The sequence below is a fragment of the Bordetella genomosp. 7 genome, assembly GCF_002261415.1.
Lineage (GTDB): Bacteria > Pseudomonadota > Gammaproteobacteria > Burkholderiales > Burkholderiaceae_B > Bordetella_A.
The window spans coordinates 18,353-43,339 of sequence record NZ_NEVI01000009.1; the positions used below are offsets into that span (position 1 = coordinate 18,353).

A 24,987-nucleotide genomic window follows, 5' to 3' on the forward strand; every position below is an offset into this window, starting at 1 on the left:
TGATACAAAAATAGGTTTGACAATTGAATTTGTGTATTAAATAATCGTCTCATGCTTGGCCATGCCTATGGCTGGCGCGCGCCGTCGCAGCGGCGCCGACCCACAGGAGACGATCATGTACGCTCAACTGGTTGATACCGGCGTAAAGCAGGTTCGCAGCCTTGACCAGCTTTCTGCCCAGGAACAGGCATTCCAGCGCCGCATCGACGAAGGGGTGCGCATCGAGCCGCAAGACTGGATGCCCGAGGCGTACCGCAAGACGCTCATTCGCCAGATATCACAGCATGCGCATTCCGAGATCGTGGGCATGCTGCCCGAGGGCAACTGGATCACCCGCGCGCCGTCGCTCAAGCGCAAGGCCATTCTGCTGGCCAAGGTGCAGGACGAGTGCGGCCATGGGCTGTACCTGTACAGCGCGGCCGAAACCCTGGGGGCGTCCCGCGACGAATTGGTCGACGATCTGCACGCCGGGCGCGCCAAGTATTCCAGCATCTTCAATTACCCCACGCTGAGCTGGGCCGACATCGGCATGATCGGCTGGCTGGTCGACGGCTCGGCCATCATCAACCAGATTCCGCTGTGCCGCTGTTCATATGGCCCGTATGCGCGCGCCATGGTGCGCGTCTGTAAAGAAGAGTCTTTCCACCAGCGCCAGGGCTACGACCTGCTGATCCAGATGTGCCGCCATGGCACGCCCGAGCAGAAGCAGATGTGCCAGGATGCCCTGAACCGCTGGTGGTGGCCGGCGCTGATGATGTTCGGCCCCTCCGATGCCGAGTCGACAAACAGCGCGCAGTCGATGGCGTGGAAAATCAAGCTGTTTTCCAACGACGAGCTGCGCCAGAAGATGGTGGACCAGACCGTGCCGCAGGCGGAATACCTGGGCCTGAAGGTTCCCGATCCCGACTTGAAATGGAACGCGGAACGCGGCCATTACGATTTCGGCGAAATCGACTGGAACGAGTTCTACGCCGTGATCAAGGGCCATGGCCCGTGCAATCGCGAACGCCTGGCGGCGCGCAAGAAGGCCCACGAAGCAGGCGCCTGGGTGCGCGACGGCCTGGCCGCCTATGCCGAGAAGCACGAGCGCCGCAAGGTAGCCTGACCCGCGCCGCGCGACGGGCAACATTGTTTTCGGGCCGGGCCTGCCGGCCAGTCAGTGAAGGACACGCATCATGAGCAAGGAATGGCCGCTGTGGGAAGTCTTCATCCGCAGCCAGCACGGCTTGGCCCATAAGCATGTGGGCAGCCTGCATGCCCCGGACGCAGAAATGGCGATGAACCACGCGCGCGACGTATACACGCGGCGCAACGAAGGGCTGAGCATCTGGGTGGTGCGGGCCTGCGACATCGTGGCCAGCAGCCCGGGCGACAAGGAACCCCTGTTCGATCCGGCCAACAACAAGGTGTACCGGCATCCGACGTTTTTCCCCATGCCCGACGAAATCAAGCATATGTAGGGCGGCTACATGGACAAGCCTTTTTTCGAGTTCCTGCTGCGCATGGGCGATACCACGCTGGTGCTGTCGCAGCGCCTGTCCGAATGGTGCGGCCATGGCCCGGCCCTGGAAGAAGACCTGGCGCTGACAAACACCGCGCTCGACCTGCTCGGACAGGCGCGCATGTGGCTGACCCTGGCCGGCGAAGTCGAAGGCGCGGGCCGCGACGAGGACGCGCTGGCGTACTGGCGGCACGCGCACGAGTTCCGCAATGCAACGCTGGTCGAGCGCCCCAACGGGCACTACGGCGACACGATGGCGCGGCAGTTCTTCTTCGATGTGTGGCATTACTTCGCGCTCGGGCAGCTGAGCCGCTCGAGCGACGAACGGGTGGCGGCCATTGCGGGCAAGTCGCTGAAAGAGGTCACGTACCACGTGCGCCGGTCTTCCGACCTGGTGGTGCGGCTGGGCGACGGCACCGCAGAAAGCCATGCGCGCATGCAAGAAGCCGTGGACGACGCATGGCGCTACACGGGCGAACTGTTCCTGGACGACGCGGTCGATCGCGACCTGGCCGCGCGCGGCATAGGGTGTGAACTGGCCTCCTTGCGCGCACCGTGGCTGGCCCATGTGCGCGAAGTGCTGGACGAAGCCACCTTGTCCATGCCCGACCCGTCCGAATCCGGTCACGCCGCGCTGCAGGGCGGCCGCCAGGGCCGGCACACCGAAGCCTTGAGCTATCTGCTGGCCGAGATGCAGTCCGTGCCGCGCGCCCATCCGGGGGCCGTGTGGTGAGCGCTGCCGCCAGCGCCGCTGCGACCCCGCGCCAGATCATGGCGTGGTTGCAGAGCGTGCCCGACCCCGAGATCCCCGTGCTGTCGGTGGTGGACCTGGGGGTGGTGCGCAACGTCGCCTGGGACGGCGCAACTTGCGTGGTGACGATCACGCCTACGTATTCCGGCTGCCCCGCCATGCGCGAAATCGCCCATGACATCGAGCGCACGTTGGCCGGGCATGGTGTGGCGCCGGTGCGTATCGAGACCCGGCTGGCGCCCGCCTGGACAACCGACTGGATAACCGAACGCGGCCGCCAGGCGCTGCGGCAGTATGGCATCGCGGCGCCGGCGGAACGCGCCATCGACGTGTCCGGCATCAGCCGCCGCCTGCCGCAGCCCACCGTGGCCTGCCCGCACTGCGGCTCGACCCGCACGCGCCTGGTCAGTCATTTCGGATCGACTTCATGCAAGGCCCTGTATCGCTGCGCGGCGTGCCGGGAGCCGTTCGACTATTTCAAGACACACTGAGCAGGGCAGCATCACGCCATGAGCCAGACATTGTTCCATCCCTTGAAGGTCGCATCGGTTGCGCGCAACACGCGCGATGCGGTGGTGGTGACCTTCGACCTGCCCGATGACCTGCGCGCGCAGTTCGCCTTCCGTCCCGGCCAGTACCTGACGTTGCGCACCGAGCTCGACGGCCAGGAACTGCGCCGCTCGTACTCCATCTGTTCGGCGCCCGGCGACGGCATCTTGCGCGTGGCGATCAAGAAAGTCGACGAGGGGGTGTTTTCCAGCTGGGCCAATCACGAGCTGCAGGTCGGACAGACGCTCGAAGCAATGCCGCCGGCCGGCAGCTTTACCGTGGATTTCGCTGCGGAAAATCGGCGCCACTATGTGGCGTTCGCGGTCGGCAGTGGCATCACGCCGGTGTTTTCGCTGGTGAAAACCGCTCTGGCCACCGAGCCGCACAGCCGTTTCACGCTGTTTTTCGGCAATCGCGCGTCGTCGTCGGTGCTGTTTCGCGAAGAGATCGAAGACCTGAAGAACCTTTACATGGAACGGTTTTCGCTGGTGTACATCATGAGCCGCGAAAGCCAGGATATCGAGCTGTTCAACGGCCGCCTGGATGGCGACAAGGTGGACGAACTGTTGTCTTCCTGGCTGCGGGTCGACGAGATCGATTACGCCTTTGTCTGCGGCCCCCAGACCATGACCGAAAGCGTGGTGCAGCGCCTTCAGGACCGGGGCATACCCAAGTCGCACATCAAGTTCGAACTGTTTGGCGCGCCGCGCGGGCCGCGCGCGCTGCGCACCGGGCGCGATCAGCCGCCCGCTCCCGGCAAGGGGCAATGCGAGGTCACGGTGGTGCAGGACGGCCACCGGCGCAGCTTCTTTATCGACAAGAACAAGGACAGCGTGCTCGATTCGGCGCTGGCCCAGGGCATCGAACTGCCTTACTCATGCAAAGGCGGCGTCTGTTCAACCTGCCGGTGCAAGGTAATCGAAGGCGAAGTGGACATGGATGCCAACTTCGCGCTCGAAGATTATGAAGTGGCGCGCGGTTTCGTGCTCAGCTGCCAGAGCTACCCGGTCACAGACCGGCTGGTGCTGGACTTCGATCAGGAAACCTGAGCCGCCTGGCCCACACCCTACATTCAAGCCATACTCACACGGAGACTGCCTGTGTCATCAGAATTCTTTGAACGCCACAAGCCCTTGCTGGAGCGCGCGCTGGCCGCTGCCGCCGACAGGGGCTACTGGAGCCCGTTTGCCGAGTCGCCCAGCCCGCGCCACTATGGCGAGACGGCCGCCGAGCAAGGGCAGGCGGCTTTCCAGGCGCTGCGCGGCAAGGCTTTTGCAATCGAGCTGAGCGGCGCGCAAGGCGCCGTGGGCGGCGAGCAGTCGCCTTACGGCTTTGCGCTGGACATCGCGTATCCGCGCGTGCCGCCGGCCACGCTGGTGCGCAACGCCAGCCGGGCTCTGGAGCAATGGCGGCGCGCCGGCGCGCAGGCGTGGGTGGGTGTGTCGCTCGAGATCCTGACCCGGCTGAACCGGCGCAGCTTCGAAATCGCCCATGCCGTGCAGCACACCACCGGCCAGGCCTTCATGATGGCGTTTCAGGCGGGCGGGCCGCACGCGCAGGACCGCGGCGTCGAAGCAGTGGCCTATGCCTGGCAGGAAATGTCGCGCATCCCCGGCGTGGTGACCTGGGAAAAGCCGCAGGGCAAGCACGATCCCATCAAGATGGAAAAGCGCTTCACCATCGTGCCGCGCGGCGTCGCGCTGGTGATCGGCTGCTGCACATTCCCGACCTGGAATGGCTATCCGGGGCTGTTTGCCAGCCTGGCCACCGGCAATACCGTCATCGTCAAACCGCACCCGGGCGCAATATTGCCCCTGGCGATCACCGTGCAGGTGGCCCGCCAGGTACTGGCCGAGGCGGGCTTCGATCCGGACATCGTGCAGCTGGCCGCGCATGCCGCCGATGACGACACGGCCCGGCAGCTGGCGCAAGATCCCGCCGTAAAGATCATCGACTTCACCGGCAGCAATGCCAACGGCGACTGGCTGGAGCAAAACGCCCGGCAGGCGCAGGTGTACACCGAAAAGGCGGGCGTCAACCAGGTGATCATCGATTCCACCGACGATCTCAAAGGCATGGCGCGCAACCTGGCGATATCGCTGGCGCTGTATTCGGGCCAGATGTGCACGGCGCCGCAGAACATCTACGTGCCCCGCGGCGGCATCCGGACGGCCGACGGCCACGTCGGTTTCGACGATGTGGCCGCGGCGCTGGGCGACGCTTTGCGCAAGGTGTGCGGCGATCCGGCCAAGGCAGTCGAGCTCACCGGGGCCCTGCAGAACGAAGGAATCGCCGCGCGCATCGAGCAGGCGCGCTCGCTGGGGCTGCCGGTCGTGGCCGACAGCCAGCCGTTGGCACACCCGCAATTCGAAGGCGCCCGGACCCGCTCGCCCCTGCTGCTGCGCGCCGACGCGGACAACGCGGCGATCTGGAAGGAATGGTTTGGCCCGATAGCCTTTGTGGTGGCCACCGACAGCACCGCGCACAGCATCGACCTGGCGCGTGACAGCGTGGTCCGGCATGGCGCACTGTCGCTGGCAGCGTACACGTCTGACGACGACGTGGCGCGTCAAGTACAGAATGCCGCCGAGTTGGCGGGCGTGGCCCTGTCGATGAACCTGACCGGCCCCGTGTTCGTGAACCAGACCGCCGCCTTCAGCGATTTCCACGGCACCGGCGCCAACCCTGCCGCCAATGCGGCGCTGTCGGATTCGGCGTTCGTGGCCAACCGTTTCCGCGTCGTGCAGACGCGCCGCCATATCTGACCGGAAGCCTGCCATGACTTACGAAAGCATATTGTTCGAACTTTCGGGCGGCATTGCGCGGCTGACGCTCAACCGCCCCGACAAACTCAACAGCTTCACTGCCGCCATGCACGGCGAGGTGGCCGATGCGCTGGCGCGCGTCGAAGCCGAGGGTGCGCGGGTGCTGGTGATCACCGGCGCCGGGCGCGGCTTCTGCGCCGGCCAGGACCTGAACGAGCGGCAGGTAAGCAACGGCGTGCCGCCAGACCTGGGCGAGACCGTCGATAAGTACTACGCGCCGCTGGTGCGCCGGCTGCAGGCGTTGCCCATGCCCGTGCTGGTTGGCGTCAACGGCGTGGCGGCAGGGGCGGGCGCCAATCTGGCGCTGGCTGGCGACATCGTCATCGCCAAGGAATCCGCGAGCTTCATCCAGTCGTTCTGCAAGCTGGGCCTGATTCCCGACACTGGCGGCACTTATGCGTTGCCGCGCCTGGTGGGGCGCGCGCGCGCCATGGGGCTGGCGCTGCTGGGCGACAAGCTTTCCGCGCGCCAGGCGCAGGATTGGGGGCTGATCTGGCAGTGCGTGCCCGATGACGAGTTCAACGCCACACTGGAGCGGCTGGCCGCGCATTTCGCGGCGGCGCCCACGCGCGGCCTGGCCGGCGCCAAGCAGGCGCTCAATGCCAGCCTGCAGAACGACTTGTCTACCCAGCTGGACCTCGAACGCGACCTGATGCGCGAGCTGGGCCGCAGCGCCGACTATGCGGAAGGCGTGGCTGCCTTCCTGGGCAAGCGCGAACCGCAATTCAAGGGGCGCTGATGAGCACGTCTTTACCGGACACCGACATCCCCGCCGATCCGCGGGAACTCGCGCAGGCGGTGGGCGCCACGATGTATGCGGCCGACGCTGCGTCGCAAGGCCTGGGCATGGAAGTGGTCGAGATCGGCCCGGGCTATGCGCAATTGACCATGCGCGTGCGGCCCGACATGCTGAACGGACACAAGACGTGCCACGGCGGGTTCATCTTTGCGCTGGCCGACAGCGCGTTCGCATTTGCGTGCAATTCGCGCAATGTCAGCACGGTGGCCTCGGGTTGCAATATCGATTACCTGGCTCCGGGCCTTGCGGGCGACCTGCTCACCGCCGTGGCGCAGGAGCGTTCGCTGGCAGGCCGCACCGGCGTCTATGACGTGACCATCACCAACCAGGAAGGCCGGCAAGTGGCGCTCTTCCGGGGACGCTCGTACCGCATCAAGGGGCAGATCGTCGGCACGCCTTCCGATACGTGAGCGCAGTATTTTCTGTGTAGCCAGACTCAATACGATAAAGCGGCCAGGCGCCGCCAAGCATAACCAGGAGACGTTTCATGTCCATCACCGACAGCAGGCCCGGGCTGGATCCCATCGAACATGCCAGCCGCGACGAAATCGAAGCATTGCAGCTCGAACGCCTGAAATGGACGCTGGCGCATGCCTACCGCAATGTGCCCCATTACCAGCGAGCCTTCGATGCCGCCGGCGTGCATCCGGACGACATGAAGCAGCTCTCCGACATCAGCAAGTTTCCGTTCACCACCAAGCAGGACCTGCGCGATAACTATCCCTATGCAATGTTTGCCGTGCCGCGCGAAAAGGTGGTGCGTGTCCATGCGTCCAGCGGCACGACGGGCAAGCCCACGGTGGTGGGCTATACGGCCCGCGACATCGAGAACTGGTCGGGGCTGGTGGCGCGCTCGATCCGCGCGGCCGGCGGCAAGCCCGGCGACATCGTGCACGTGGCCTATGGCTACGGCCTGTTCACGGGCGGGCTGGGCGCGCATTACGGCGCCGAGCGCCTGGGCTGCACGGTGGTGCCGATGTCTGGCGGGCAGACCGAAAAGCAGGTGCAGCTGATCAACGATTTCCGGCCTGACATCATCATGGTCACGCCATCGTATTTCTGCAACATCATCGAAGAGCAGCGTCGCCAGGGCATCGATCCGCGCCAGAGTTCGCTGCGCATCGGCATTTTCGGCGCCGAGCCCTGGACCGGCCAGATGCGCCAGGACATCGAATCCGAGGCCGGGCTCGACGCGGTCGACATCTATGGGCTTTCCGAAGTCATGGGGCCGGGTGTGGCCAGCGAATGCGTCGAAACCAAAGATGGCCCGGTGGTGTGGGAAGACCACTTCTACGCCGAGATCGTCAACCCCGATACCGGCGAGCCGGTGGCCGATGGCGAGCCGGGCGAACTGGTGTTCACGTCGCTTACCAAAGAGGCGATGCCCGTCATCCGCTATCGCACCCGCGACCTGACGCGCCTGCTGCCGCCCACGTCGCGCAGCATGCGGCGCATCGGCAAGATCACCGGCCGCAGCGACGACATGCTGATCGTGCGCGGCGTGAATCTGTTTCCGACGCAGGTAGAAGAGCAGGTGCTCAAGATCGCGCAGCTGGCGCCGCACTATCAGCTGGTGCTTACGCGCGAGGGACACCTGGACCAGCTGGAGATCCTGACCGAAGTGCGCGATGAGTTCGCGCACCTGGGCGAATCCGAGCGCGAGGCGCTGGCCGGGCAGCTTCAGCACGCCGTAAAGTCTTATATCGGCGTGACGGCCCGCGTGCGCGTTGCCGCCGGAGGTTTCGTCGAGCGCACGCTGACGGGCAAGGCCCGCCGGGTGATCGACAAGCGTCCGCGCTGAGCGCTCAGGCGGGCCGTATGGTCAATGCGGCCGCAGCCGGCGCAGCCTGTTCCAGCCCCAGCATGTCGGCCAGGCTGCGCTCCGAAGGTTCCTGCACGAGCCGGATATGCGCTTCCAGGTCGCGCAGGTGCGTGTCCATTTCGGCAATGGCCTGAGCCACGCGCCCCTGTTCCAGGTGGTCGAGCACGCGCGCGTGCTCGTCGTGCTCGCAGGCGGCGTTGCCCGGCGGCTGGAAAATGGCAACGACGAGCGAGCAACGCGATATGGTTTCTCTCAGGTAGCGCGCCAGCAGCGGGTTGCCCGAGAGTTCGCCCAGTTTCAGGTGGAATGCGCTGGCAAGGGGCGCCCAGTGAGTTTGCGGCGCATGATGCATGGCGCGATGCTCATCGCGCAATTGCCGTCGCAGCATCGCGTAGTCGGCCCGGCAGGCCGACCGCGCCACCAGAGGCAGAATCGCCGCCTCGAGAGCGCGCCGCGCCTCGAACAGCTGGCCCACTTCTTCGCGCGTGGGCAGGGCCACCGATGCGCCGCGGTTGGGCCGCAATTCCACGACATGGTCATGCGCGAGGCGCTGCAATGCCTTCTGCACGATGCTGCGGCCCACGCCGAACAGTTCGCACAATGCCACCTCGGGAAGCTTCGTCCCGGGGCGCAGGCGTTGGCTCATGACGCCGTCTATCACCGATTGATAAATGTGCGCCTCGGCGTGGTCGGCGCGGCGCGGCTGCTTGGAGGACTTGGCAGTCATGGTCGTGAGTCCAGCGCGCGTCGTCACACCGCGGCTTGCGCCGAGGTTCCCAGAGCTGCCGTGGTTCGTCCTGCCGCGCACGCCAGGCGGATCAGCGCCAGGTCGCTGCCGGCCGGACCCAGTAGCGAGATGCCCGCCGGCATGCCGTCGGATCCGATATAGGGGATATTCACCTGGGGCAGCCCCGCCAGCCCGGCGATCGCCGTAATGCGGAAGGTGCTGGCGCGTATGGCGTCAACCGAGGCCGGGTCCGCGTCGCGTGCAATCGCGATACTGGAAGCGGAGGGCAGGATGCCTATCCTGTCTGCACCAAGCAGGCCGCGCACCTCGTCGCGCAGCACCGCCTGCATGGCATAGGCCTGTGCGGCATCGCCTTGCGTGACGCGGGACGCCGCGTCCCAGCGGCCCTGTATGGCGCGGTCGAACACGGGGCGGGCGCTCGCGATCCAGTCGCGATGTGTCTGCCAGGCATCGTGGGCGGATGCCGTGATGTAGGTCTGCCGCCAGGTATCCAGGTGGTGCGACGATGCCGGGGCGCGTTCAACGCGCAGCCCGGCGTCGCGTTCCAGCGCTTGGGCGACTTTGTGCGCGAGCGGCGCAAAAACGGCGTCCGCCTGCGCCAGTGCGTCGGTCAGCAGTACAGCGCCGCGCCACGTTCTGCCGGCTTCGTCGTTCAGCAGGACGCTTCCCACACGCTCGAAAACGTGGGCATCGGCGGCCATCCACGTCATCGTATCGAACCGCGGCGACAACGGCACGACGCCGGCGGCGCTGAGGCGGCCGTGCGTGGTGCGCAGGCCCCACAGGCCGCAGTAACTGGACGGAACGCGCGTCGACCCGCCGGTGTCGGTGCCCAGGGCGAAATCCACCAGGCGCGCGGCGGCCGCGGCGGCAGAGCCGCTGGACGATCCTCCCGTCACGCGGTCGGGCGCGCGCGTGTTCAGCGGCGTGCCGTAATGCATATTGGCGCCATGAATACTGTAGGCCAGTTCGTCGGTCAAGGTTTTGCCGTGCAGGGTCGCGCCCGCTGCAAGCAACCGGGCCACCAGCGCGCTGTGCCCGGCGGCCGGCGCGTGGGTGTCGAGCCAGGCCGGGTTGCCGGCGCCCGTGCAGTAGCCCGCCACGTCGAACAAGTCCTTGGCGGCGAAGTTCAGGCCGTCGAGCGCGCCGCTGTCGGTGGGAGAAACGGTGAAGTGGCCGTGCGGCACCCAGGCGCCGACGGTGTCAGAAAAAGGCAGGGAGTTGGAGCTGGAAGTCATGGCAGGGTTTCCGCAATGGTGAGCGCGTCGACATGGGCGCAGATGGCGCCCGGCGTAGTGAACCAGACATGGCCGCCGTCGCGCTGGCGGGCGATATGAGCCAACGCGCGGCGCAAGTGGCGCAGCCGGTATGGCTGGCCCACCAGGTAGGGGTGCAGGGCGATACCCATCACCAGCGGCTGCCTGTGCGATTGCTCGAGCATCTCATCGAAGTTGTCGATGATGAGCTGGGCGAAGTCCTTTCCGTCCAGCTGGCGGGCCACGATCATGGGGATATCGTTGACTTCCTGCGGGTACGGCACAGCCCATAGCGGCTGTCCGCCGCGCGTGCGCAGACGCGTGGGCTGGTCATCGTGGCACCAGTTGAGCGTGTAGCGGTAGCCGGTTTCGGCCAGCAGGTCGCAAGTCAGCGTCGATTCTGCGATCCATGGCGACAGCCAGCCGGCAGGCCGCATTCCGGTAAACGCGGCGAGGCGGTCTGCGCAGTGGGCCAGCAGTGCGCGTTCGGTTGCTTCGTCATAGGCGGCCTGGTGTTCGGCATTGGTGTGGCCGTGCGCGATCAGTTCATCGCCGCGCGCCATGAACGCGCGGATCAGTTCCGGACAGTGATCGAGTATTGCCGTATTGGCAATGACGCCGGCCGGCAGGCCCAGGGATTCAAACAGTTCCAGGCAGCGCCAGGCGCCGACACGATTGCCGTATTCGCGCCAGGCGTAATTGAGCACGTCGGGTTCGCCGAAGCTAGCGCCCAGCCGCGCGCCCAGGCCGCCGCCAAACGCGAAATGCTCCAGGTTGAAACCCAGGTATACCGCCAGGCGCGCACGGCCCGGCCAGTGATAGTCGGGCCGTGCATGGATCGCGGAATAGTCGAAACGTCCGTGGGTGGGCGGCGGCACGAAGGCATGCGAGGCTTGCCGGGTTGCCGTCATAGCGTGGCCAACCCCGCCCTGGCCAGCAGCCATTCGGCGCTGTCGTTCCAGACGTCCATCTCGGTGATCAGGCCATCGCACACCACGTAGCGATCGATATAGCGATTGCCTTCAAAGGGCGTGCCGTCCAGCCATTCGCCATACAGGGTGCCGCGGTTGTACACCACCGAGCGCGCGGGCGTGGCGCCAGCCACGACATCAGTGGATTCAAAGCGCTTTTTGACCCACGCATAACGCGAGCGGTTGAATGCCGCGCATTCGGCGGGATCACGCATTTCGCGTCCGCCCGTAAAGCGGATACGCAACTGCGGGCTGACGTATCGCCGCGCGCCGTCGGGGTCCGGCTTCATCAACGTGGTCAGGTAAGTGTCGACGATCCCGGCGGGGTCGAAGCCGTCGCCCTCGACGGGTTGTCCTGGTGCGTCATGCATGGTTTTCTCCCATGTTTGCGTCATTGTGGTGCATGGCTGCTGTGGCAATGAAGGGCCGGCGTGCAGTGTGTCGTTGCGTGGCTGCCGCGGTGGCCCCGGTTCCTCGAATCGTCGTCAATAGATGCGGCCGGATTGACGACAAAACCTATTGAGCATTGAAGCAAACAACATGCCAGTTTGTCGGCAAAAAGTCTGAAGTTGGCATAGGTCTTGCTTGAAGCAGGGCAGGGTCTGCAAAGGCCTTCTACACAAACTGCCCTACAGGAGAGCGCCATGTCCAGATTCCGCCGCACCTTCTTCAGTGCTGTATTTTCAGTGGCCTGCACGAGCCTGGCCGCTGCGGCGCAGGCGGCCGAGCCTATCAAGATCGGCTTGATCACTGCGTTGTCGGGTCAGTCCGCCCTGGCAGGCGAGGCTATCAGCCGAGGCCTGCAGGTGGCCATCGACGAGATCAACGCCGCGGGAGGCTTGCTGAACGGGCGCCCCGTGGAACTGGTGCGCCGTGACGACGAGGCCAGCCCCGCCAAGGGCGTGGTGGCCGCGCGCGAACTGATCCACAAAGAAAAGGTCGCGGTGATCTTCGGCGGGCTCGACACGCCGGTATCGCTGGCGATCGTGCCGCTGGTCAACCAGGCCAAGGTGCCCTTCATGGGCCCTTGGGCAGCCGGCACACCCATCACCAAGAACGGTGCACAGCCCAACTACGTATTCCGTGTTTCGGCGGTGGACGAAATCGTCGACGCGGCGATGGTCGACTACGCCGAGAAGACCTTCGGCGCGACGAAGTATGGCCTGATCATGGTCAACAACCCCTGGGGCGAGTCGAACCAGAAAGGCTTGGTGGCCGCGCTTGCCGCCAAGGGCATGAAGCCGGTGGGCAGCGAGAAATTCGACGGCAACGAGGTTGACGTGGTGCCCCAGCTAAGCCGCCTGAAGACCGCCGGCGCGGACGTGCTGATGATGGTGGGCAACGTCGGTCCGTCGGCCCAGGTGGTGAAGTCGCTGGATCGCATGGGGTGGAAAGTGCCCGTGGTTTCGCATTGGGGGCCCGCGGGCGGCCGCTTCACCGAACTGGCCGGCCCCAATGCGAAGGACGTGCATTTCGTGCAGACGTACAGCTTCTTCGGCGAGCAATCGCCCGTGGGCCGGAAAGTGATCGATGCGCTCAAGGCCAAGTACTCCAACGTCAAGGGCCCGGAAGACATCACGCCGGCCGTGGGCGTGGCCAACGCCTATGACGCCATGCACTTGACGGCGCTGGCCATTCAGAATGCCGGCTCGACCGATGGCGACGCCATCCGCCAGGGCTTTTACAAGATCGACAACTACGATGGCCTGATCAAGCAGTACAAGAAGCCATTCGCGGCCGATAGTCACGACGCCATCACTGCCCAGGACTACGTGTGGGCCCAGTTCATCGATGACCGCATCTTGCCCGTCGGGCTGGTGAAGTAAGCGCCGGGGAGCGGATGATGCAATTGCTGGCGGCGTTGATCAGCGGACTGGGCCTGGGCAGCATGTACGGCCTGATGGCCCTGGGCTTTCATATCACCCATTCAGTATCGGGAACGGTGAACTTTGCCCAGGGCAGTTCGATGATGTTGGGGGCGGTGCTGTGCTTCACGTTTGCGCAGACGCTGGGCTGGGGCCTGGCGCCCGCCATCGTGCTGGCGCTGCTGTGCTGCGCGTTGTACGGGCTGCTGGTGGAGTTCCTGGCGGTGCGGCCGTTCGCGTCGCGCGGTTCCAATGCCTGGCTGATGTCTACCGTGGCGCTGGGCATCGTGCTCGACAACGTGGTCATGCACACCTTCGGCAAGGAGCCGCGCAGCCTGCCTTCCCCCCTGGCGGTGACGCCTATCGAGGTATCGGGGCTGGGCCTGGGCGTGTATCCGCTGCAGTTGCTTATTCCACTGGTGGGCCTGGCCCTGGCCGCGGCGCTGCATCTGGTTGCGCGCCGCACGCGCTGGGGCATCGCGCTGCTGGCCGTGGTGCAGAACCGTGACGCCGCGCGCTTGATGGGCATCCCGATCAGGCGCGCCGTGGCGGCCACGTATGCCGTGTCCACGCTGCTTGCCGGCATCGCGGGCATGCTGATCGCGCCGCTGTTCAACGTGACCGCCGACATGGGCACGCTGTTCGGGCTGAAGGCCTTTGCCGTGGCCATCCTGGGCGGCATATCCAGCGCCTGGGGCGTCATGATCGCGGGCCTGATCTTCGGCGTGGCGGAAGCCCTGATCACCGTCACGCTGGGCTCGGGATACACACACATCATTACGTTCACCCTGGTGATCGCGGTACTGGCCATGCGGCCCAACGGCCTGTTCGGACGGGCAGAGGTCAAGAAAGTATGAGCTCCAAGTCTTTGATGTTCAGCGGCGCGATCGCCGTCCTGGTGCTGGCGCTGGCGTTTACGCTGAACAGCTACTACGTTTTCGTGCTGGCCAATGTGGTGCTGATCGCCATGGTCGGCATCGGCCTGAATGTACTGCTGGGGCTTACCGGCCAGGTGTCGTTCGGGCATGTGGGCTTTTATGCGGTAGGCGCCTATGCCGTCGCCGTGCTGACCACCAAGGCAGGCTGGAGCTTCTGGCCTGCCTGGGCCGCGGGCGCCTTGCTCGCGGCTGCCCTGGGCACGCTGCTGGCCCTTCCGGCGCTGCGCGTGAAGGGGCCTTACCTGGCGATGATCACCATCGCCTTCAGTTTTATCGTGCAGCACGCGATCGTCGAGATGCCCGAGTTGACTGGCGGGCAGAGCGGCATCATGGGCATCCTGCCGCCGCAGATCAGCGCCGCATGGACCGCCGAGCAGACGGTGACGGTGCTGGCGGTGGCGGCCGCCTTGGTGTTGCTGGCGGGCTATGCGCTGCTGGCGCGCGGCCCCTGGGGCGCCGCCATGCGGGCCATCAACGACAGCGGCACGGCCGCCCAGTCCATCGGTTTGAACCAGCTGGTGATCAAGACCGTCGCGTTCACGCTGTCGGCCGCCGCCGCCGGGCTGGCCGGCGGCCTGTTCGCCGCGCTGTCGGGGTTTGTCACGGCCGATACCTTCAGCTTCATGCAGTCCATCCTGTTTGTGCTGGTGGTGATCATCGGGGGCGCGGGCACGGTGGCGGGGCCGATCATCGGCGCCGTTATCGTGGGCGTGCTGCCCGAACTGCTGGCATCGCTGGAAGACTACCGCCTGCTGTTCTTCGGCGCCTTGCTGCTGCTGGTGCTGTGGGTGGCGCCCGACGGCGTGGTGGGACTGTGGCGGCAGGTATTCGGCAAATCGGCATCGGCCGGCGCCGATGCCAGCGTGCGCGTCACCGCGCAGCCCGAGCTGCCTCGCCGCGACCGCGCTTCGCTGGCCGCGCGCGGCCTGGGCATCACCTTCGGCGGCGTGCATGCAGTCAGCGACCTGAGCATGGATATGCCCGCGGGCAAAGTCACCAGCCTGATCGGCCCCAACGGGGCGGGCAAGACCACCGCCCTGAACATGCTCAGCGGCTTCTACCGGCCCTCGTCGGGCAAGGTCGCGCTGGCCGCGCGCAAACTTGACGGCCTTGCGGCATTCCGTATCGCGCGCGCCGGGCTGGCCCGCACTTACCAGACCTCGCAGCTGTTCGGTTCTTTGAGCGTGGAGGACAACGTGGTGCTGGCCATGGGGCGCGGTCGGCTGGGCGGGCTCTTTTCGGCTGGTCGCTTTCATGGCAAGGCGGCGCGCGAGCAGGCGCGCGCGCTGCTGGCGTTCTGCGGTTATCAAGGCTCGCCCACTGCGAACGCAGCCGGATTGGCGCACGTCGACCGGCGGTTGGTGGAGATTACCCGCGCGCTGGCCACCGATCCGGACATGCTGTTGCTTGACGAGCCCGCCGCCGGATTGTCGCGTGAAGACAAAAGCATGCTGGGCGCGCTGCTGCGCCGGATTGCCGACGCGGGCATAGGCGTTGTGCTGGTCGAGCATGACATGACCCTGGTGATGTCGATTTCCGACCAGCTGGTCGTGCTGGACGCCGGGCGCCGGCTGGCCGTGGGCACGCCTGCGCAAGTGCAGAACGATCCGGCAGTCCGGCAGGCCTATCTGGGCGAGTCGCTGGATATGCCGGCTCGCCAGCCGGGCGGGGCGCGGGCCGGCGCCGAACTGCTGGGCGTGGACAGCCTTGTGGCCGGCTATGGCGCCGAGCCGGTGCTGCACGGCATTACGCTGCAGGTGCGCAGCGGCGAAATGGTGGCCTTGCTTGGCGCCAATGGCGCCGGCAAATCGACCCTGATGCGTACGCTGGCCGGTCTGCATCGCAGCCAGTCGGGCGCCATGCATGTGGACGGGCATCCGCTCGAAGGCCTGCCCGCCGAGCAGGTGGTGGGGCTGGGTCTGGTGCTGGTGCCCGAAGGCCGGCAGGTCTTTCCCGAACTCTCGGTGCTGGACAACATCCGCCTGGGCGCCTTCCGCGCCCCCGACGATCGCGAAGCGCGCGTCGAAGCGATGCTGGACCGCTTTCCGCGGCTGCGCGAACGCCTGCATCAGCGCGCTGGACTGCTGTCGGGCGGCGAACAACAGATGCTGGCCGTGGCGCGCGGCCTGATGAGCCGGCCTCGCGTGCTGCTGCTCGACGAGCCGTCGCTGGGCCTGGCGCCCAAGGTGATAGCCGAGTTGTTTGCGTCGCTGGACCGCCTGCGTGACGAGCACATGACGATCCTGCTGGTGGACCAGATGGCCGGACTGGCCCTGGCGCTGGCCGACCGGGCCTACGTCATGGAAGGCGGCCATGTGGTGGCGCAGGGCACGGCCGCCGACATCGCCGCCAACGACGAGCTTGCCGAGGCCTACCTGGGCGGCCATGCTTGAGTTTGTGCGCGTCGCCGGCCGCACCTTGCCGGCTGCGAAGCTATCCGCCCAGCAGGTCGTAAGAATCGAGCAGCGCGTAGACGATTTCGGGGTTGCGCTCCAGGCCGCGCCGTATGGCCGCCGGCACGGTCTGGCGCGTTTTCTGGCATAGCCCCGGCTGGTCGGCAATTTCGATGCGCAGGCCGCGCACGGTGCGCACTTCATTCGGCCCGGGAGCCACGGTGACCGACATGCCCAGCTGCGCATGCATCAGTTGCTGCATGCGCCGCAGGTCTTCCAGGCTGGCAAGCGTTTCCAGCCGCGCCACCAGCCGCTTTTCTTCTTCGCGGGTCAGGCGCAGCACGCGGACATCGCTGCCGGGCGTGGCCAGCAGCGTGTCGCGGTCGCACTTGCAGGCCCCCGGCGGGCATTCCTGGCGGATGGGAAATGGAACATTCATCTCGCCAGCAACGGTATCACATGCGGCAGCCTATTTGGCGTACACCAGGTCGCGCAGGCCGAGCGACAGGCCTGGCCAGTAGGTAATGACCATCAGGCAGGCCATCACTACCAGCACGAACGGAATCAGCGGCTTGATCAGGCGTTCGAGCGGCAGCTTTGCCACCGCACACGCCGCGAACAGGTTCACCCCGAACGGCGGGGTGATCATGCCCAGAGCCAGGTTCACCACCATGATCACGCCAAAGTGAACCGGGTCCACGCCGAACTGCATCGCCACCGGCAGCAGCAACGGCGCCAGCACCACCACCGAGGCCGAGGTTTCGATGAACATGCCGATGACGAACAGGGCGGCGTTGATGCCCAGCAGGAAAGCCGTCTTGTCGTGGAACAGTTGCGCCAGCCAGTGGCCCAGGGCATCCGGTACGCCCGCCCGGTTCAACAGGAAGCTGAACACGCCGGCATTGGCGATGATGAACATGATGACCGACGTCGATATCACCGATCGATGCAGGGTCTCGGACAACGTGCGCCAGCCGAGCCGGCGGTAGACAAACTTGCCGACCACCACCGCATACATCACGGCCACCACCGAGGCTTCGGTGGGTGTGAAGACGCCGCCGTAGATGCCGCCCAGGATGATTACCGGCATCAAGAGCGCCAGCCACGCGCGCTTGAATGCCGGCCAAAGCGGCAGGCGGCCCTCGCCATCGAGCTTGCCCAGGCCGTGGCGCTTGGCGTACAGCCAGACATACAGCATCAATGCGCCGCCGATCAGGATGCCGGGCACGACGCCGGCAATGAACAGTTCGCCGGTCGATGTGTCGGTGGACACGGCAAACAGGATCATGGGAATCGATGGCGGGATGACAACGCCCAGTTCGGCGGCGCTGGCCTGCAGCGATGCGGCAAAGGGCACCGGGTAGCCGTGGCGTATCATCGCGGGGATCAGGATGGCGCCCACGGCGAACGTGGTGGCCACGCTGGAGCCGGCCACCGCGGCGAAGATCATGCAGGTCAGCACGCAGGTGCATGCCAGCCCGCCCTGCACGCCGCCCACCACGCTCTTGGCGAACTCGACCATGCGATCCGAGATGCCGCCGGCTTCCATCAAGTTGCCGGCCAGGATAAAGAAGGGCACCGCCACCAGCGGGTACTTGTCCAGCGCCGCGTACAGCTGCTGGGCGACTACCAGCCAGGGCAGTCCGGCCAGCGATACGCCCGTCAGGCTGGCCAGGCCGATGGCGATCGCCACGGGCACCGACAGCCCGAAGAAGATCAGCATCGTAAGAATCATCAATTGAGACATGGCAAGCTGCCTATAGTGTCGTCCGTGTGTAGCCGGCGCTGTCAGGGCGGCGGCCGCGGTTGGGGCATCAGCCTTGCGCGTCGTTGCGCACCAGGTCGGGCTCGTCGGCGCCCAGCAGCCAGCGTGTCAGCACCGCGATGGCCGCCAGCGAGCAGCCCACAGGGATCGCGACGTAGATCCAGGAAATCGAGATATCCAGGCTGGGCACGTTCTGGAAACGCACCCGGTAGGTCATATGCCCGCCGATCCAGGCGATGAACGCGAGGAATGCCAGGCATGTCACCGCGATCAAATGCTCCAGCGCACGCTGCATGCGGCCCTGCAGGCGGTTGTGCAGCAATTCGACGCTGATCATGGCGCCCCGCCGGAAAGCCAGCGAAATGCCCAGCAATACCGTCCAGATCAAGAGCGCGCGCGTCAGCACCTCGCTCCAGTCGGCGGGCGATTGCAGGATGAAACGGGCAATGACCTGATAGAAAGCAGCCATGGCGGCGGCCACGAGCAGGATCTGGGCGACGATCGACACGCCCTTGAAAAGAAGGCGTTCGGCGAGACGGAGCAGGCGCATGGTGAGTTCCGGAATACGCAGACGGGGGTGGAGCGGGGCGGGGGCCGGCGGCGGGCGGCGCGGCCATCCTTGCATGGCGGCCGGGGCGGTGCACGCCGGATCGGCGTCCCGCCAGGCCGGGCCGGGCGCCGCGGCCTGGACCAGGGGGCTGCCCGGGCCAGCGGTGGCCCAGGCAGGCCCGCCCGGGGGCTTACTTGGTGTCGCGGATAGCCTCGATCAGCTTCTTGTCGTATTTCTTGTAGTACTCGGCATAGGCCGGCTCGACCGCCGCGGCGAATGCATCGCGATCGACCTCCACGGTGACTTCCATGCCTTCTTTGCGCAGCTGCTCGACGCCGGTTTTCTCGATGTTGTCGACGTAATCGCGCATGGCCTGCGCCGACAGCTTGCCCGCCTGAGTGAATGCCGCCTTGTCGCTGTCGGACAAGCCTTCGTACACACTGGCCGACATCAGCACCAGCGCCGGGCCGTACACGTGGCCGGTCAGGGACAGGTGCTTCTGAATCTGCGACAGCTTGGCCGATGTGATCACCGACAGCGGGTTTTCCTGGCCGTCGATGGTGCCTTGCTGCAGCGCCGTGGCGACTTCGGGCCACGCCATGGGGGTGGGCAGAATGCCGATCTGGCGGAAGGCCGCAATATGGATGGGGTTTTCGGTCGTGCGGATTTTCAGGCCCTTGGCGTCGGCGGGGGTTTTTACCGCGCGCACGTTGTTGGTCAGGTGGCGAAAGCCTTGCTCGCCCCAGGCCAGCGCCACGATGCCGCGATCGGGAAACTTGGCCAGCATGTCCTGGCCGATCTGGCTGTCGAGCACCTTGCGGGCGTGGTCCAGGTCGCGCAGCAGGAACGGGATGTCGAAAACGCCGGTCTCGGGCACGAAGTTCAGCGTGGCGCCGGTAGAAACAATAGCCAGGTCGATCGTGCCGATCTGCAGGCCTTCGATGACTTCACGTTCGCCGCCCAGCGCACTGTTGGGGAACTGCTGCACCTTGAACTTGCCGTTGGTCGTGCCTTCGATGGACTTGGCAAAGGCCTCGGCGCCCGCGCCGTAGTGCGACGACGTCGACAGCGCATAGGCCATCTTGAGGGTATTCTGGGCGGCTGCGGGCAGGGCGGCGGTAGCCGCGCACGCAGCCACCAGGGTGGCGGCTAGCCAGTTCTTACGCATAGTGTCTTCTCCGTGAACAAATCTGGATATTGGCGGTCGCATGTTACGCCCAGGGCGCATCATAGCGGCATTCCCCTTACAAACCGACCATTGGTTACCATTGCAAAATGATGGATTTCCCTGATTTTTCCGCCCGCACGCCCGCCGCCGGCCTGGTGGCCGCGCTGCGGCAGGGCGCCCGCATGATGATGCGCGACGCCCGGGCGGGCGAGCTGCGCCTGCTGGTGCTGGCCCTGGTGGTGGCGGTTGCTGCGGTCACCAGCGTGGGGTTCCTGGCCGACCGCGTCGGCCGTGCGCTTGACCGCGACGCCGCGCAGATGCTGGGCGCCGATCTGGTGCTTGATGCGGACGAACCCATCGCCGCAATGTTTGCCGACCAGGCCCGTGAGCGCGGGCTCCAGGTGTCGCGCACCCTGCAGTTCCCGTCGATGGCCAGCGCGGGCGACGCGGCGCAGCTCGTGTCGCTGAAGGCGGTCGAACCCGGGTATCCGCTGCGCGGCAGCCTGCGCGTATCCGGCGCATTCCACGAAGCAGGCGAGCCTACGCGCGATATCCCGGCGCCGGGCACGGTATGGGCAGATTCCCAATTGCTGGCCCTGCTCGATATCGCCGTGGGCGACACCATCGGGCTGGGCGACAGCCACTTGCGGGTGGCGCGCGTCATCACCTACGAACCCGATCGAGGCATGCAGTTCGTCAATGTGGCGCCGCGGGTCATGATGCGCGCCGACGACCTGCCGGCCACGGGGCTGGTGGCTCCGGGCAGCCGCATCGGCCATGCCCTGCTGGTGGCGGGCGAGCCCGCGGCCGTGGCCGATTATTCCGCGTGGCTGCAGCAGAACCTGCAGCGCGGCCAGAAGCTCGCCACGCTGGAATCGGGCCGCCCGGAAGTGCAGCGCACGCTCGATCGCGCGCAGCGCTTCCTGTCGCTGGTGGCCTTGCTGGCCGTGCTGATTTCTGCGGTGGCGGTGGCCCTGGCGGCCGGCCGCTTCATGCTGCGGCACCGCGACGGCATTGCGGTCATGCGGTGTCTGGGCGCGCAGCAGGCGCAGATCACGCGCATGCTGGTGCTCGAGTTCACGCTGGTAGGCGCGTTTGCCTCTGCGGCCGGCTGCCTGTTGGGGTATGCCGTGCACCAGGGCCTGGTGGCGGTGCTGGGCGGCCTTATCGACACCAGCCTGCCTGCGCCATCGGCCGTGCCGGCCCTGCAGGGCCTGGTCACAGGGGTGCTGCTGTTGCTGGGCTTTGCGCTGCCTTCGCTGGCGCAACTGCGCCACGTGCCGCCCGCGCGGGTGCTGCGGCGCGATGCCGATACCTTGCGCGCCCGCAGCGCGGTGGGATATGCCTTCGGAGCCGCCGGCTTCGCCCTGCTGATATGGTGGTTTGCCGGCAATGCCCGCCTGGGGGCCGTGGTGGCCGGCGGATTCCTTGCGGCCTTTGCCGCATTTGCGCTGGTGGCGTGGCTCTGCGTGCTGGGCCTGGCTCGCTTGCGCCGACTGGCCGCCGGCATGCCCACGCTGCGTTTTGCCCTCGCCGGGGTCGTGCGCCGCCGCGCGGCCACCATCACCCAGGTATGCGCACTGGCAATCGGCCTGATGGCCTTGCTGCTGCTTGCCATGACCCGCACCGACCTGGTGTCGGGGTGGCAGCGTACGCTGCCGCCGGACGCGCCCAACCGTTTCCTGATCAATATCCAGCCGGACCAGCGCCAGCCGGTGCTTGATTTCCTGGCCGGGCATGGTCTGCGCGACGTGGCGCTGTGGCCCATGGTGCGAGGCCGCCTGGTCGCCATCAACGGCCGTACGGTCGGGCCGGACGACTACGACGAGCCGCGCGCCAAGCGCCTGGTCAACCGCGAGTTCAACCTTTCTTATGGCGAGTCGCTGCCCGCAGGCAATCGCGTCGAACAGGGGCGTTGGCTGCGGCCCGACGTGCCCGAAGTGTCGCTCGAGAGCGGCCTGGCCCGGTCGCTGCGCCTGAATGCCGGCGACGAGCTCACGTTCGATATTGCCGGCGAGCCGGTGCGGGTGGCCGTGGCGGGCACGCGCAGCGTCGACTGGGATTCCATGCAGGTCAACTTCTTTGCCGTGCTGTCCCCGGCGGCGCTGCAGGGCATGCCGCAGAGCTGGATCACGTCGTTTCATCTGCCGGCCAGTCTGGCCGAGATGCCGCGTGAACTGCTGCGCCAGTTTCCCAACCTTACCGTGTTCGATGTGGGCGCCATTCTGAACCAGCTGCAGAACGTGCTGCAGCAGGTGACCCAGGCGGTGCAGGTGCTGTTCATATTTGCGCTGGCCGCCGGCGTGCTGGTGCTGGCTGCGGCCCTGACCGCCACGCGCGACGAGCGCGTGCGCGAGGCCGCCGTGCTGCGCGCCCTGGGGGCGACCCGCGCCCAGCTCGCGCGCGCCCAGCGTCTGGAAGTGCTGGCGGTGGGGGCGCTGGCGGGGCTGCTGGCGGCAGCCGGATCGGCGGCCGTGGCCTGGGCCCTGTCCACCTATGTATTCGATTTCCGCATTACCTTCAGCGCCTGGCCGTGGCTGGCCGGAGCGGGCGGCGGCATGGCCGCTGCGTGGGGCGGCGCCGCGCTGGCCCTGCGCGGCGTGCTGCGCGCGCCCGCGTTGCTGACTCTTCGAGAAACCTGATGACTGCTACCCGTGTTCAACCCAAGGTGGAATCCCTGCAAACCTCGACGACGCTGTTCGAATCGCTGGGCGGCGAGCCGGCCGTGCGCGCCCTGGTCGACCGTTTCTACGACCTGATGGACATCGAGTCCGATCTGGCCGAATTGCGCGCCACGCATGGCCCGAGCCTGGATTCCGCGCGCGAAAAACTGTTCCTGTTTCTGTGCGGATACTTTGGCGGGCCCAACTATTACATCGAGCGCTACGGGCATCCGCGCCTGCGGGCGCGCCACCTGCCGTTTTCCATCGGCCGGCTCGAGCGCGACCAGTGGGTGGCCTGCATGGGCCGCGCCATGCAGGACCAGGGGCTCGAGCCCGAACTGATCGACCGCCTGCTCGAGGCGTTTTACGGCGTGGCCGACTGGATGCGCAATCGTGACGACTGAGCGCGGCATCGACGCCGCCTCTGGCGCGCGGCGCATGGCGTGGGCGTCGCCGCCGCGCGGCGCCATGCTGGCCGACGCCCGCCTGGGCGACGCCGACGCCCGCTGGCTGGACCCCATCTGGTACGGCCAGCAAGCCAGCCCGGTGCAGGCGGGGGGGCGTCAATCGGCGTGGTTTGTGCACCAGGCCGACTGGCAGGGCGTATTGCGTCTGTACCGGCGCGGCGGCCTGGTGGCGCGGGTCAGCAACGACGCCTACCTTTGGCAGGGCGAATCGCGCACCCGCAGCTTCCGCGAATTCCGGCTGCTGGCCTGGATGCGTGAACAAGGCCTGAACGTGCCGGCGCCGCTGGCGGCCGGCTACTGGCGCCACGGCCTTTCCTACCGGGCGGCCATCCTGGTCGAGCGCATCGCGCAGGTCCGGCCCCTGGCGCATGTGCTCGACGAGCCCGTCTGGGATGCCGCCGCCACCGCCATCGCGGCCATGCACCGGCTGGGTGTATGGCATGCCGATCTCAACGCGTACAACATCCTGCTCGACCCCCGGGGCAGCGCCTGGCTGATCGATTTCGACCGGGGCCGGTCCGGCGGGGTGTCGGCCGGCGCCCGCCGCGCCAACCTGTTGCGGCTGCGGCGCTCGTTGCAGAAAGTCGGCGGCGAGGCCGGCCTGGCGTTCTGGGCCCGGCTGGACCAGGCCTATCGGGCCTGCCTGGACTGACGCACGGCCAGAGCCCGAGGCCGGGTTTCAATACACCCGCCAGCATGCAAGGGCGGGGCGTGGCGCCGGCCTGCCCGCGTCCGGGGCGCTGGCGCCGCAAAAAGGGCGGCTTCTGCGGCTTTTCCTGGCCAACCCCACCTAAAAAGGCTTTATCATTTTGCCCTTTGGCTAATTTTTGCACTGACTGTGGCAAGGGGCTCGCGATGATATTCAAGGCGGGAATGCGGTTGGCGCTCGGGGCGGCGCTGATGGCAGTGGCGGCGGGTGCCTGGGCGCAGGACCAGGTCGTCAACGTTTACAACTGGGCCGAGTACACGGCCCCCGACACCATACCGGGTTTCGAGCGTGAAACCGGCATCAAGGTGCGCTACGACGTCTACGACACCAACGACACTTTGCAGGCCAAGCTGCTGACCGGCAAATCGGGCTACGACGTGGTCGTGCCCTCCACGCACTATGCGTCGCGCCAGATCAAGGCCGGGCTTTTCCAGAAGCTCGACAAATCCAAGATTCCCAACTGGAAACACCTTGATCCCGACCTCATGGCGCTGGTGGCTTCGGTGGACCCGGGCAACGAGCACGTCATTCCCTGGGGGTACGGCACCAACGGCCTGGGCTACAACGTCACCAAGGTCAAGGAGATCATGGGCGAAGACGTTGACCTGGCCAACTGGGACATGCTGTTCAAGCCCGAAAACGCCGCCAAGCTGAAAGACTGCGGCATTTCGATGCTGGACGAGGCCGCTCAGGTGTTCCCGGCGGTGCTCAAGTACCTGGGCAAAGACCCCAACAGCGACAATCCCGACGACTACAAGGCCGCGCTGGCCCTGCTCAAGCAGATCCGCCCGTACATCCGGCAGTTCAGCTCGTCCGGCTATATCGACGAGCTCGCCGTCGGCGACCTTTGCATGGTGTACGGCTTTTCGGGCGACGTGATGATTTCGCGCAAGCGCGCCCAAGAGGCAAAGCGCCCCTACGAAATCAATTATTTCATTCCGAAGGGCGGCGCGCCTGCTTGGTTCGATGTCATGGCCATCCCCAAGGACGCGCCGAATCCGGACGCCGCGCACGCGTTCATCAACTACATCGAAACGCCGCAGGTGCACGCGGCCATCACCAACACCATGTTCTATCCCAACGCCAACAAGGCCGCGCGCGAGTTCGTGGTGAAAGACGTGGCCGACAACCCCATGATCTACCCCCCGGCTGATGTCGCCAAATCTCTCTACGTGATCCAGGCTCAGCCCCTGAACATCCAGCGCCTGCAGACCCGCATGTGGGCCGAACTGAAGTCCGGACGATAA

The 24,987-nt window shown here is 66.4% G+C and carries 24 protein-coding genes; 16 read left to right on the top strand and 8 right to left on the bottom strand.

Annotated features, from left to right (window positions below):
- Positions 1–115: 115 nt before the first annotated feature.
- From paaA to paaK, 9 genes are all read left to right on the top strand, one after another.
- Positions 116–1,105, top strand: coding sequence for a 1,2-phenylacetyl-CoA epoxidase subunit PaaA (gene paaA / locus CAL18_RS05460; RefSeq protein ID WP_026639366.1), 990 nt, complete (start codon positions 116–118; stop codon positions 1,103–1,105).
- Between the two features lie 70 nt (positions 1,106–1,175).
- Positions 1,176–1,460: a 1,2-phenylacetyl-CoA epoxidase subunit PaaB gene (paaB, locus tag CAL18_RS05465; RefSeq protein WP_026639367.1), complete on the top strand. Its 285-nt coding sequence runs from the start codon at positions 1,176–1,178 to the stop codon at positions 1,458–1,460.
- A 9-nt stretch (positions 1,461–1,469) separates the two neighbouring features.
- A complete protein-coding gene (paaC, locus tag CAL18_RS05470) occupies positions 1,470–2,234 on the top strand; it encodes a 1,2-phenylacetyl-CoA epoxidase subunit PaaC (protein WP_094796238.1) in 765 nt (254 codons plus the stop codon).
- Positions 2,235–2,272: 38 nt separating this feature from the next.
- The gene (gene paaD, locus CAL18_RS05475) at positions 2,273–2,743 is read left to right on the top strand and encodes a 1,2-phenylacetyl-CoA epoxidase subunit PaaD (protein ID WP_094817502.1); all 471 of its coding nucleotides are present in this window, start codon (positions 2,273–2,275) and stop codon (positions 2,741–2,743) included.
- An 18-nt stretch (positions 2,744–2,761) separates the two neighbouring features.
- A complete protein-coding gene (gene paaE, locus CAL18_RS05480) occupies positions 2,762–3,850 on the top strand; it encodes a 1,2-phenylacetyl-CoA epoxidase subunit PaaE (RefSeq protein WP_026639370.1) in 1,089 nt (362 codons plus the stop codon).
- A 51-nt stretch (positions 3,851–3,901) separates the two neighbouring features.
- Positions 3,902–5,566 carry a phenylacetic acid degradation protein PaaN gene (gene paaN, locus CAL18_RS05485; RefSeq protein ID WP_094817487.1) on the top strand — a complete coding sequence of 555 codons (1,665 nt, stop codon included), beginning with the start codon at positions 3,902–3,904 and terminating at the stop codon, positions 5,564–5,566.
- A gap of 13 nt (positions 5,567–5,579) precedes the next feature.
- A complete protein-coding gene (gene paaG, locus CAL18_RS05490) occupies positions 5,580–6,365 on the top strand; it encodes a 2-(1,2-epoxy-1,2-dihydrophenyl)acetyl-CoA isomerase PaaG (RefSeq protein WP_094796240.1) in 786 nt (261 codons plus the stop codon).
- Entirely contained in the window at positions 6,365–6,835 is a 471-nt protein-coding gene (paaI, locus tag CAL18_RS05495; protein ID WP_026639373.1) for a hydroxyphenylacetyl-CoA thioesterase PaaI, read from the top strand. Before paaG ends, paaI begins: the two co-directional genes overlap by 1 nt.
- 77 nt (positions 6,836–6,912) lie before the next feature.
- On the top strand, positions 6,913–8,226 hold the full coding sequence (gene paaK / locus CAL18_RS05500) for a phenylacetate--CoA ligase PaaK (RefSeq protein WP_026639374.1): 1,314 nt from the start codon (positions 6,913–6,915) through the stop codon (positions 8,224–8,226).
- Between the two features lie 4 nt (positions 8,227–8,230).
- Here the strand turns inward: paaK and CAL18_RS05505 are convergent, their stop codons facing one another.
- The 4 genes from CAL18_RS05505 to CAL18_RS05520 are packed head-to-tail and all read right to left on the bottom strand — an operon-like array spanning position 8,231 to position 11,593.
- Positions 8,231–8,974 carry a GntR family transcriptional regulator gene (locus CAL18_RS05505; RefSeq protein WP_094817488.1) on the bottom strand — a complete coding sequence of 248 codons (744 nt, stop codon included), beginning with the start codon at positions 8,972–8,974 and terminating at the stop codon, positions 8,231–8,233.
- Between the two features lie 23 nt (positions 8,975–8,997).
- Positions 8,998–10,233 (bottom strand): amidase, encoded by a 1,236-nt coding sequence (locus tag CAL18_RS05510; protein WP_094817489.1) that lies wholly within the window; start codon positions 10,231–10,233, stop codon positions 8,998–9,000.
- The gene (locus tag CAL18_RS05515) at positions 10,230–11,162 is read right to left on the bottom strand and encodes a polysaccharide deacetylase family protein (RefSeq protein ID WP_094817490.1); all 933 of its coding nucleotides are present in this window, start codon (positions 11,160–11,162) and stop codon (positions 10,230–10,232) included. The genes CAL18_RS05510 and CAL18_RS05515 overlap by 4 nt, the downstream gene beginning before the upstream one ends.
- Positions 11,159–11,593, bottom strand: a complete 435-nt coding sequence (locus CAL18_RS05520) for a nuclear transport factor 2 family protein (RefSeq protein ID WP_094817491.1) — start codon at positions 11,591–11,593, stop codon at positions 11,159–11,161. Before CAL18_RS05520 ends, CAL18_RS05515 begins: the two co-directional genes overlap by 4 nt.
- Positions 11,594–11,866: 273 nt before the next feature.
- Here CAL18_RS05520 and CAL18_RS05525 point away from each other — a divergent pair, with 273 nt between their 5' ends.
- Genes CAL18_RS05525 through CAL18_RS05535 form a run of 3 tightly spaced genes read left to right on the top strand, consistent with a single transcriptional unit; the run spans position 11,867 to position 16,418 of the window.
- A complete protein-coding gene (locus CAL18_RS05525) occupies positions 11,867–13,048 on the top strand; it encodes an ABC transporter substrate-binding protein (RefSeq protein WP_026639377.1) in 1,182 nt (393 codons plus the stop codon).
- 17 nt (positions 13,049–13,065) lie between these two features.
- Positions 13,066–13,944: a branched-chain amino acid ABC transporter permease gene (locus CAL18_RS05530; RefSeq protein ID WP_026639378.1), complete on the top strand. Its 879-nt coding sequence runs from the start codon at positions 13,066–13,068 to the stop codon at positions 13,942–13,944.
- Positions 13,941–16,418 (top strand): branched-chain amino acid ABC transporter ATP-binding protein/permease, encoded by a 2,478-nt coding sequence (locus CAL18_RS05535; RefSeq protein WP_094817492.1) that lies wholly within the window; start codon positions 13,941–13,943, stop codon positions 16,416–16,418. Before CAL18_RS05530 ends, CAL18_RS05535 begins: the two co-directional genes overlap by 4 nt.
- Before the next feature lie 40 nt (positions 16,419–16,458).
- Here CAL18_RS05535 and CAL18_RS05540 read toward each other — a convergent pair whose 3' ends face one another.
- The 4 genes from CAL18_RS05540 to CAL18_RS05555 form a co-directional block, all read right to left on the bottom strand.
- Complete coding sequence (locus tag CAL18_RS05540; RefSeq protein WP_026639380.1) at positions 16,459–16,857, bottom strand: hypothetical protein; 399 nt, start codon at positions 16,855–16,857, stop codon at positions 16,459–16,461.
- A gap of 30 nt (positions 16,858–16,887) precedes the next feature.
- Complete coding sequence (locus CAL18_RS05545) at positions 16,888–18,165, bottom strand: TRAP transporter large permease (RefSeq protein ID WP_094817493.1); 1,278 nt, start codon at positions 18,163–18,165, stop codon at positions 16,888–16,890.
- Between the two features lie 67 nt (positions 18,166–18,232).
- Positions 18,233–18,733: a TRAP transporter small permease gene (locus CAL18_RS05550; protein ID WP_094817494.1), complete on the bottom strand. Its 501-nt coding sequence runs from the start codon at positions 18,731–18,733 to the stop codon at positions 18,233–18,235.
- Positions 18,734–18,923: 190 nt separating this feature from the next.
- A complete protein-coding gene (locus CAL18_RS05555) occupies positions 18,924–19,901 on the bottom strand; it encodes a TRAP transporter substrate-binding protein (RefSeq protein ID WP_026639383.1) in 978 nt (325 codons plus the stop codon).
- A 107-nt stretch (positions 19,902–20,008) separates the two neighbouring features.
- Between CAL18_RS05555 and CAL18_RS05560 the strand changes: the two genes are divergently transcribed.
- From CAL18_RS05560 to CAL18_RS05575, 4 genes are all read left to right on the top strand, one after another.
- Complete coding sequence (locus CAL18_RS05560; protein ID WP_094817495.1) at positions 20,009–22,543, top strand: ABC transporter permease; 2,535 nt, start codon at positions 20,009–20,011, stop codon at positions 22,541–22,543.
- Positions 22,543–22,968: a group II truncated hemoglobin gene (locus tag CAL18_RS05565; RefSeq protein WP_094796248.1), complete on the top strand. Its 426-nt coding sequence runs from the start codon at positions 22,543–22,545 to the stop codon at positions 22,966–22,968. Before CAL18_RS05560 ends, CAL18_RS05565 begins: the two co-directional genes overlap by 1 nt.
- Before the next feature lie 34 nt (positions 22,969–23,002).
- On the top strand, positions 23,003–23,683 hold the full coding sequence (locus tag CAL18_RS05570) for a 3-deoxy-D-manno-octulosonic acid kinase (protein WP_094796411.1): 681 nt from the start codon (positions 23,003–23,005) through the stop codon (positions 23,681–23,683).
- Positions 23,684–23,886: 203 nt separating this feature from the next.
- On the top strand, positions 23,887–24,987 hold the full coding sequence (locus tag CAL18_RS05575) for a polyamine ABC transporter substrate-binding protein (protein WP_094796249.1): 1,101 nt from the start codon (positions 23,887–23,889) through the stop codon (positions 24,985–24,987).

Excerpts from the sequence above, each read along its gene's own strand:
- CAL18_RS05535 (WP_094817492.1), top strand. The coding sequence starts at position 13,941 with ATGAGCTCCAAGTCTTTGATGTTCAGCGGCGCGATCGCCGTCCTGGTG.
- CAL18_RS05555 (WP_026639383.1), bottom strand. The coding sequence starts at position 19,901 with ATGCGTAAGAACTGGCTAGCCGCCACCCTGGTGGCTGCGTGCGCGGCT.
- CAL18_RS05565 (WP_094796248.1), top strand. The coding sequence starts at position 22,543 with ATGACTGCTACCCGTGTTCAACCCAAGGTGGAATCCCTGCAAACCTCG.
- CAL18_RS05550 (WP_094817494.1), bottom strand. The coding sequence starts at position 18,733 with ATGCGCCTGCTCCGTCTCGCCGAACGCCTTCTTTTCAAGGGCGTGTCG.
- CAL18_RS05575 (WP_094796249.1), top strand. The coding sequence starts at position 23,887 with ATGATATTCAAGGCGGGAATGCGGTTGGCGCTCGGGGCGGCGCTGATG.
- CAL18_RS05540 (WP_026639380.1), bottom strand. The coding sequence starts at position 16,857 with ATGAATGTTCCATTTCCCATCCGCCAGGAATGCCCGCCGGGGGCCTGC.
- paaK (WP_026639374.1), top strand. The coding sequence starts at position 6,913 with ATGTCCATCACCGACAGCAGGCCCGGGCTGGATCCCATCGAACATGCC.
- paaE (WP_026639370.1), top strand. The coding sequence starts at position 2,762 with ATGAGCCAGACATTGTTCCATCCCTTGAAGGTCGCATCGGTTGCGCGC.
- paaC (WP_094796238.1), top strand. The coding sequence starts at position 1,470 with ATGGACAAGCCTTTTTTCGAGTTCCTGCTGCGCATGGGCGATACCACG.
- CAL18_RS05545 (WP_094817493.1), bottom strand. The coding sequence starts at position 18,165 with ATGTCTCAATTGATGATTCTTACGATGCTGATCTTCTTCGGGCTGTCG.
- CAL18_RS05530 (WP_026639378.1), top strand. The coding sequence starts at position 13,066 with ATGCAATTGCTGGCGGCGTTGATCAGCGGACTGGGCCTGGGCAGCATG.
- CAL18_RS05505 (WP_094817488.1), bottom strand. The coding sequence starts at position 8,974 with ATGACTGCCAAGTCCTCCAAGCAGCCGCGCCGCGCCGACCACGCCGAG.
- paaG (WP_094796240.1), top strand. The coding sequence starts at position 5,580 with ATGACTTACGAAAGCATATTGTTCGAACTTTCGGGCGGCATTGCGCGG.
- CAL18_RS05515 (WP_094817490.1), bottom strand. The coding sequence starts at position 11,162 with ATGACGGCAACCCGGCAAGCCTCGCATGCCTTCGTGCCGCCGCCCACC.
- paaB (WP_026639367.1), top strand. The coding sequence starts at position 1,176 with ATGAGCAAGGAATGGCCGCTGTGGGAAGTCTTCATCCGCAGCCAGCAC.
- CAL18_RS05560 (WP_094817495.1), top strand. The coding sequence starts at position 20,009 with ATGATGGATTTCCCTGATTTTTCCGCCCGCACGCCCGCCGCCGGCCTG.
- CAL18_RS05510 (WP_094817489.1), bottom strand. The coding sequence starts at position 10,233 with ATGACTTCCAGCTCCAACTCCCTGCCTTTTTCTGACACCGTCGGCGCC.
- CAL18_RS05525 (WP_026639377.1), top strand. The coding sequence starts at position 11,867 with ATGTCCAGATTCCGCCGCACCTTCTTCAGTGCTGTATTTTCAGTGGCC.
- CAL18_RS05570 (WP_094796411.1), top strand. The coding sequence starts at position 23,003 with ATGGCGTGGGCGTCGCCGCCGCGCGGCGCCATGCTGGCCGACGCCCGC.
- CAL18_RS05520 (WP_094817491.1), bottom strand. The coding sequence starts at position 11,593 with ATGCATGACGCACCAGGACAACCCGTCGAGGGCGACGGCTTCGACCCC.
- paaD (WP_094817502.1), top strand. The coding sequence starts at position 2,273 with ATGGCGTGGTTGCAGAGCGTGCCCGACCCCGAGATCCCCGTGCTGTCG.
- paaA (WP_026639366.1), top strand. The coding sequence starts at position 116 with ATGTACGCTCAACTGGTTGATACCGGCGTAAAGCAGGTTCGCAGCCTT.
- paaI (WP_026639373.1), top strand. The coding sequence starts at position 6,365 with ATGAGCACGTCTTTACCGGACACCGACATCCCCGCCGATCCGCGGGAA.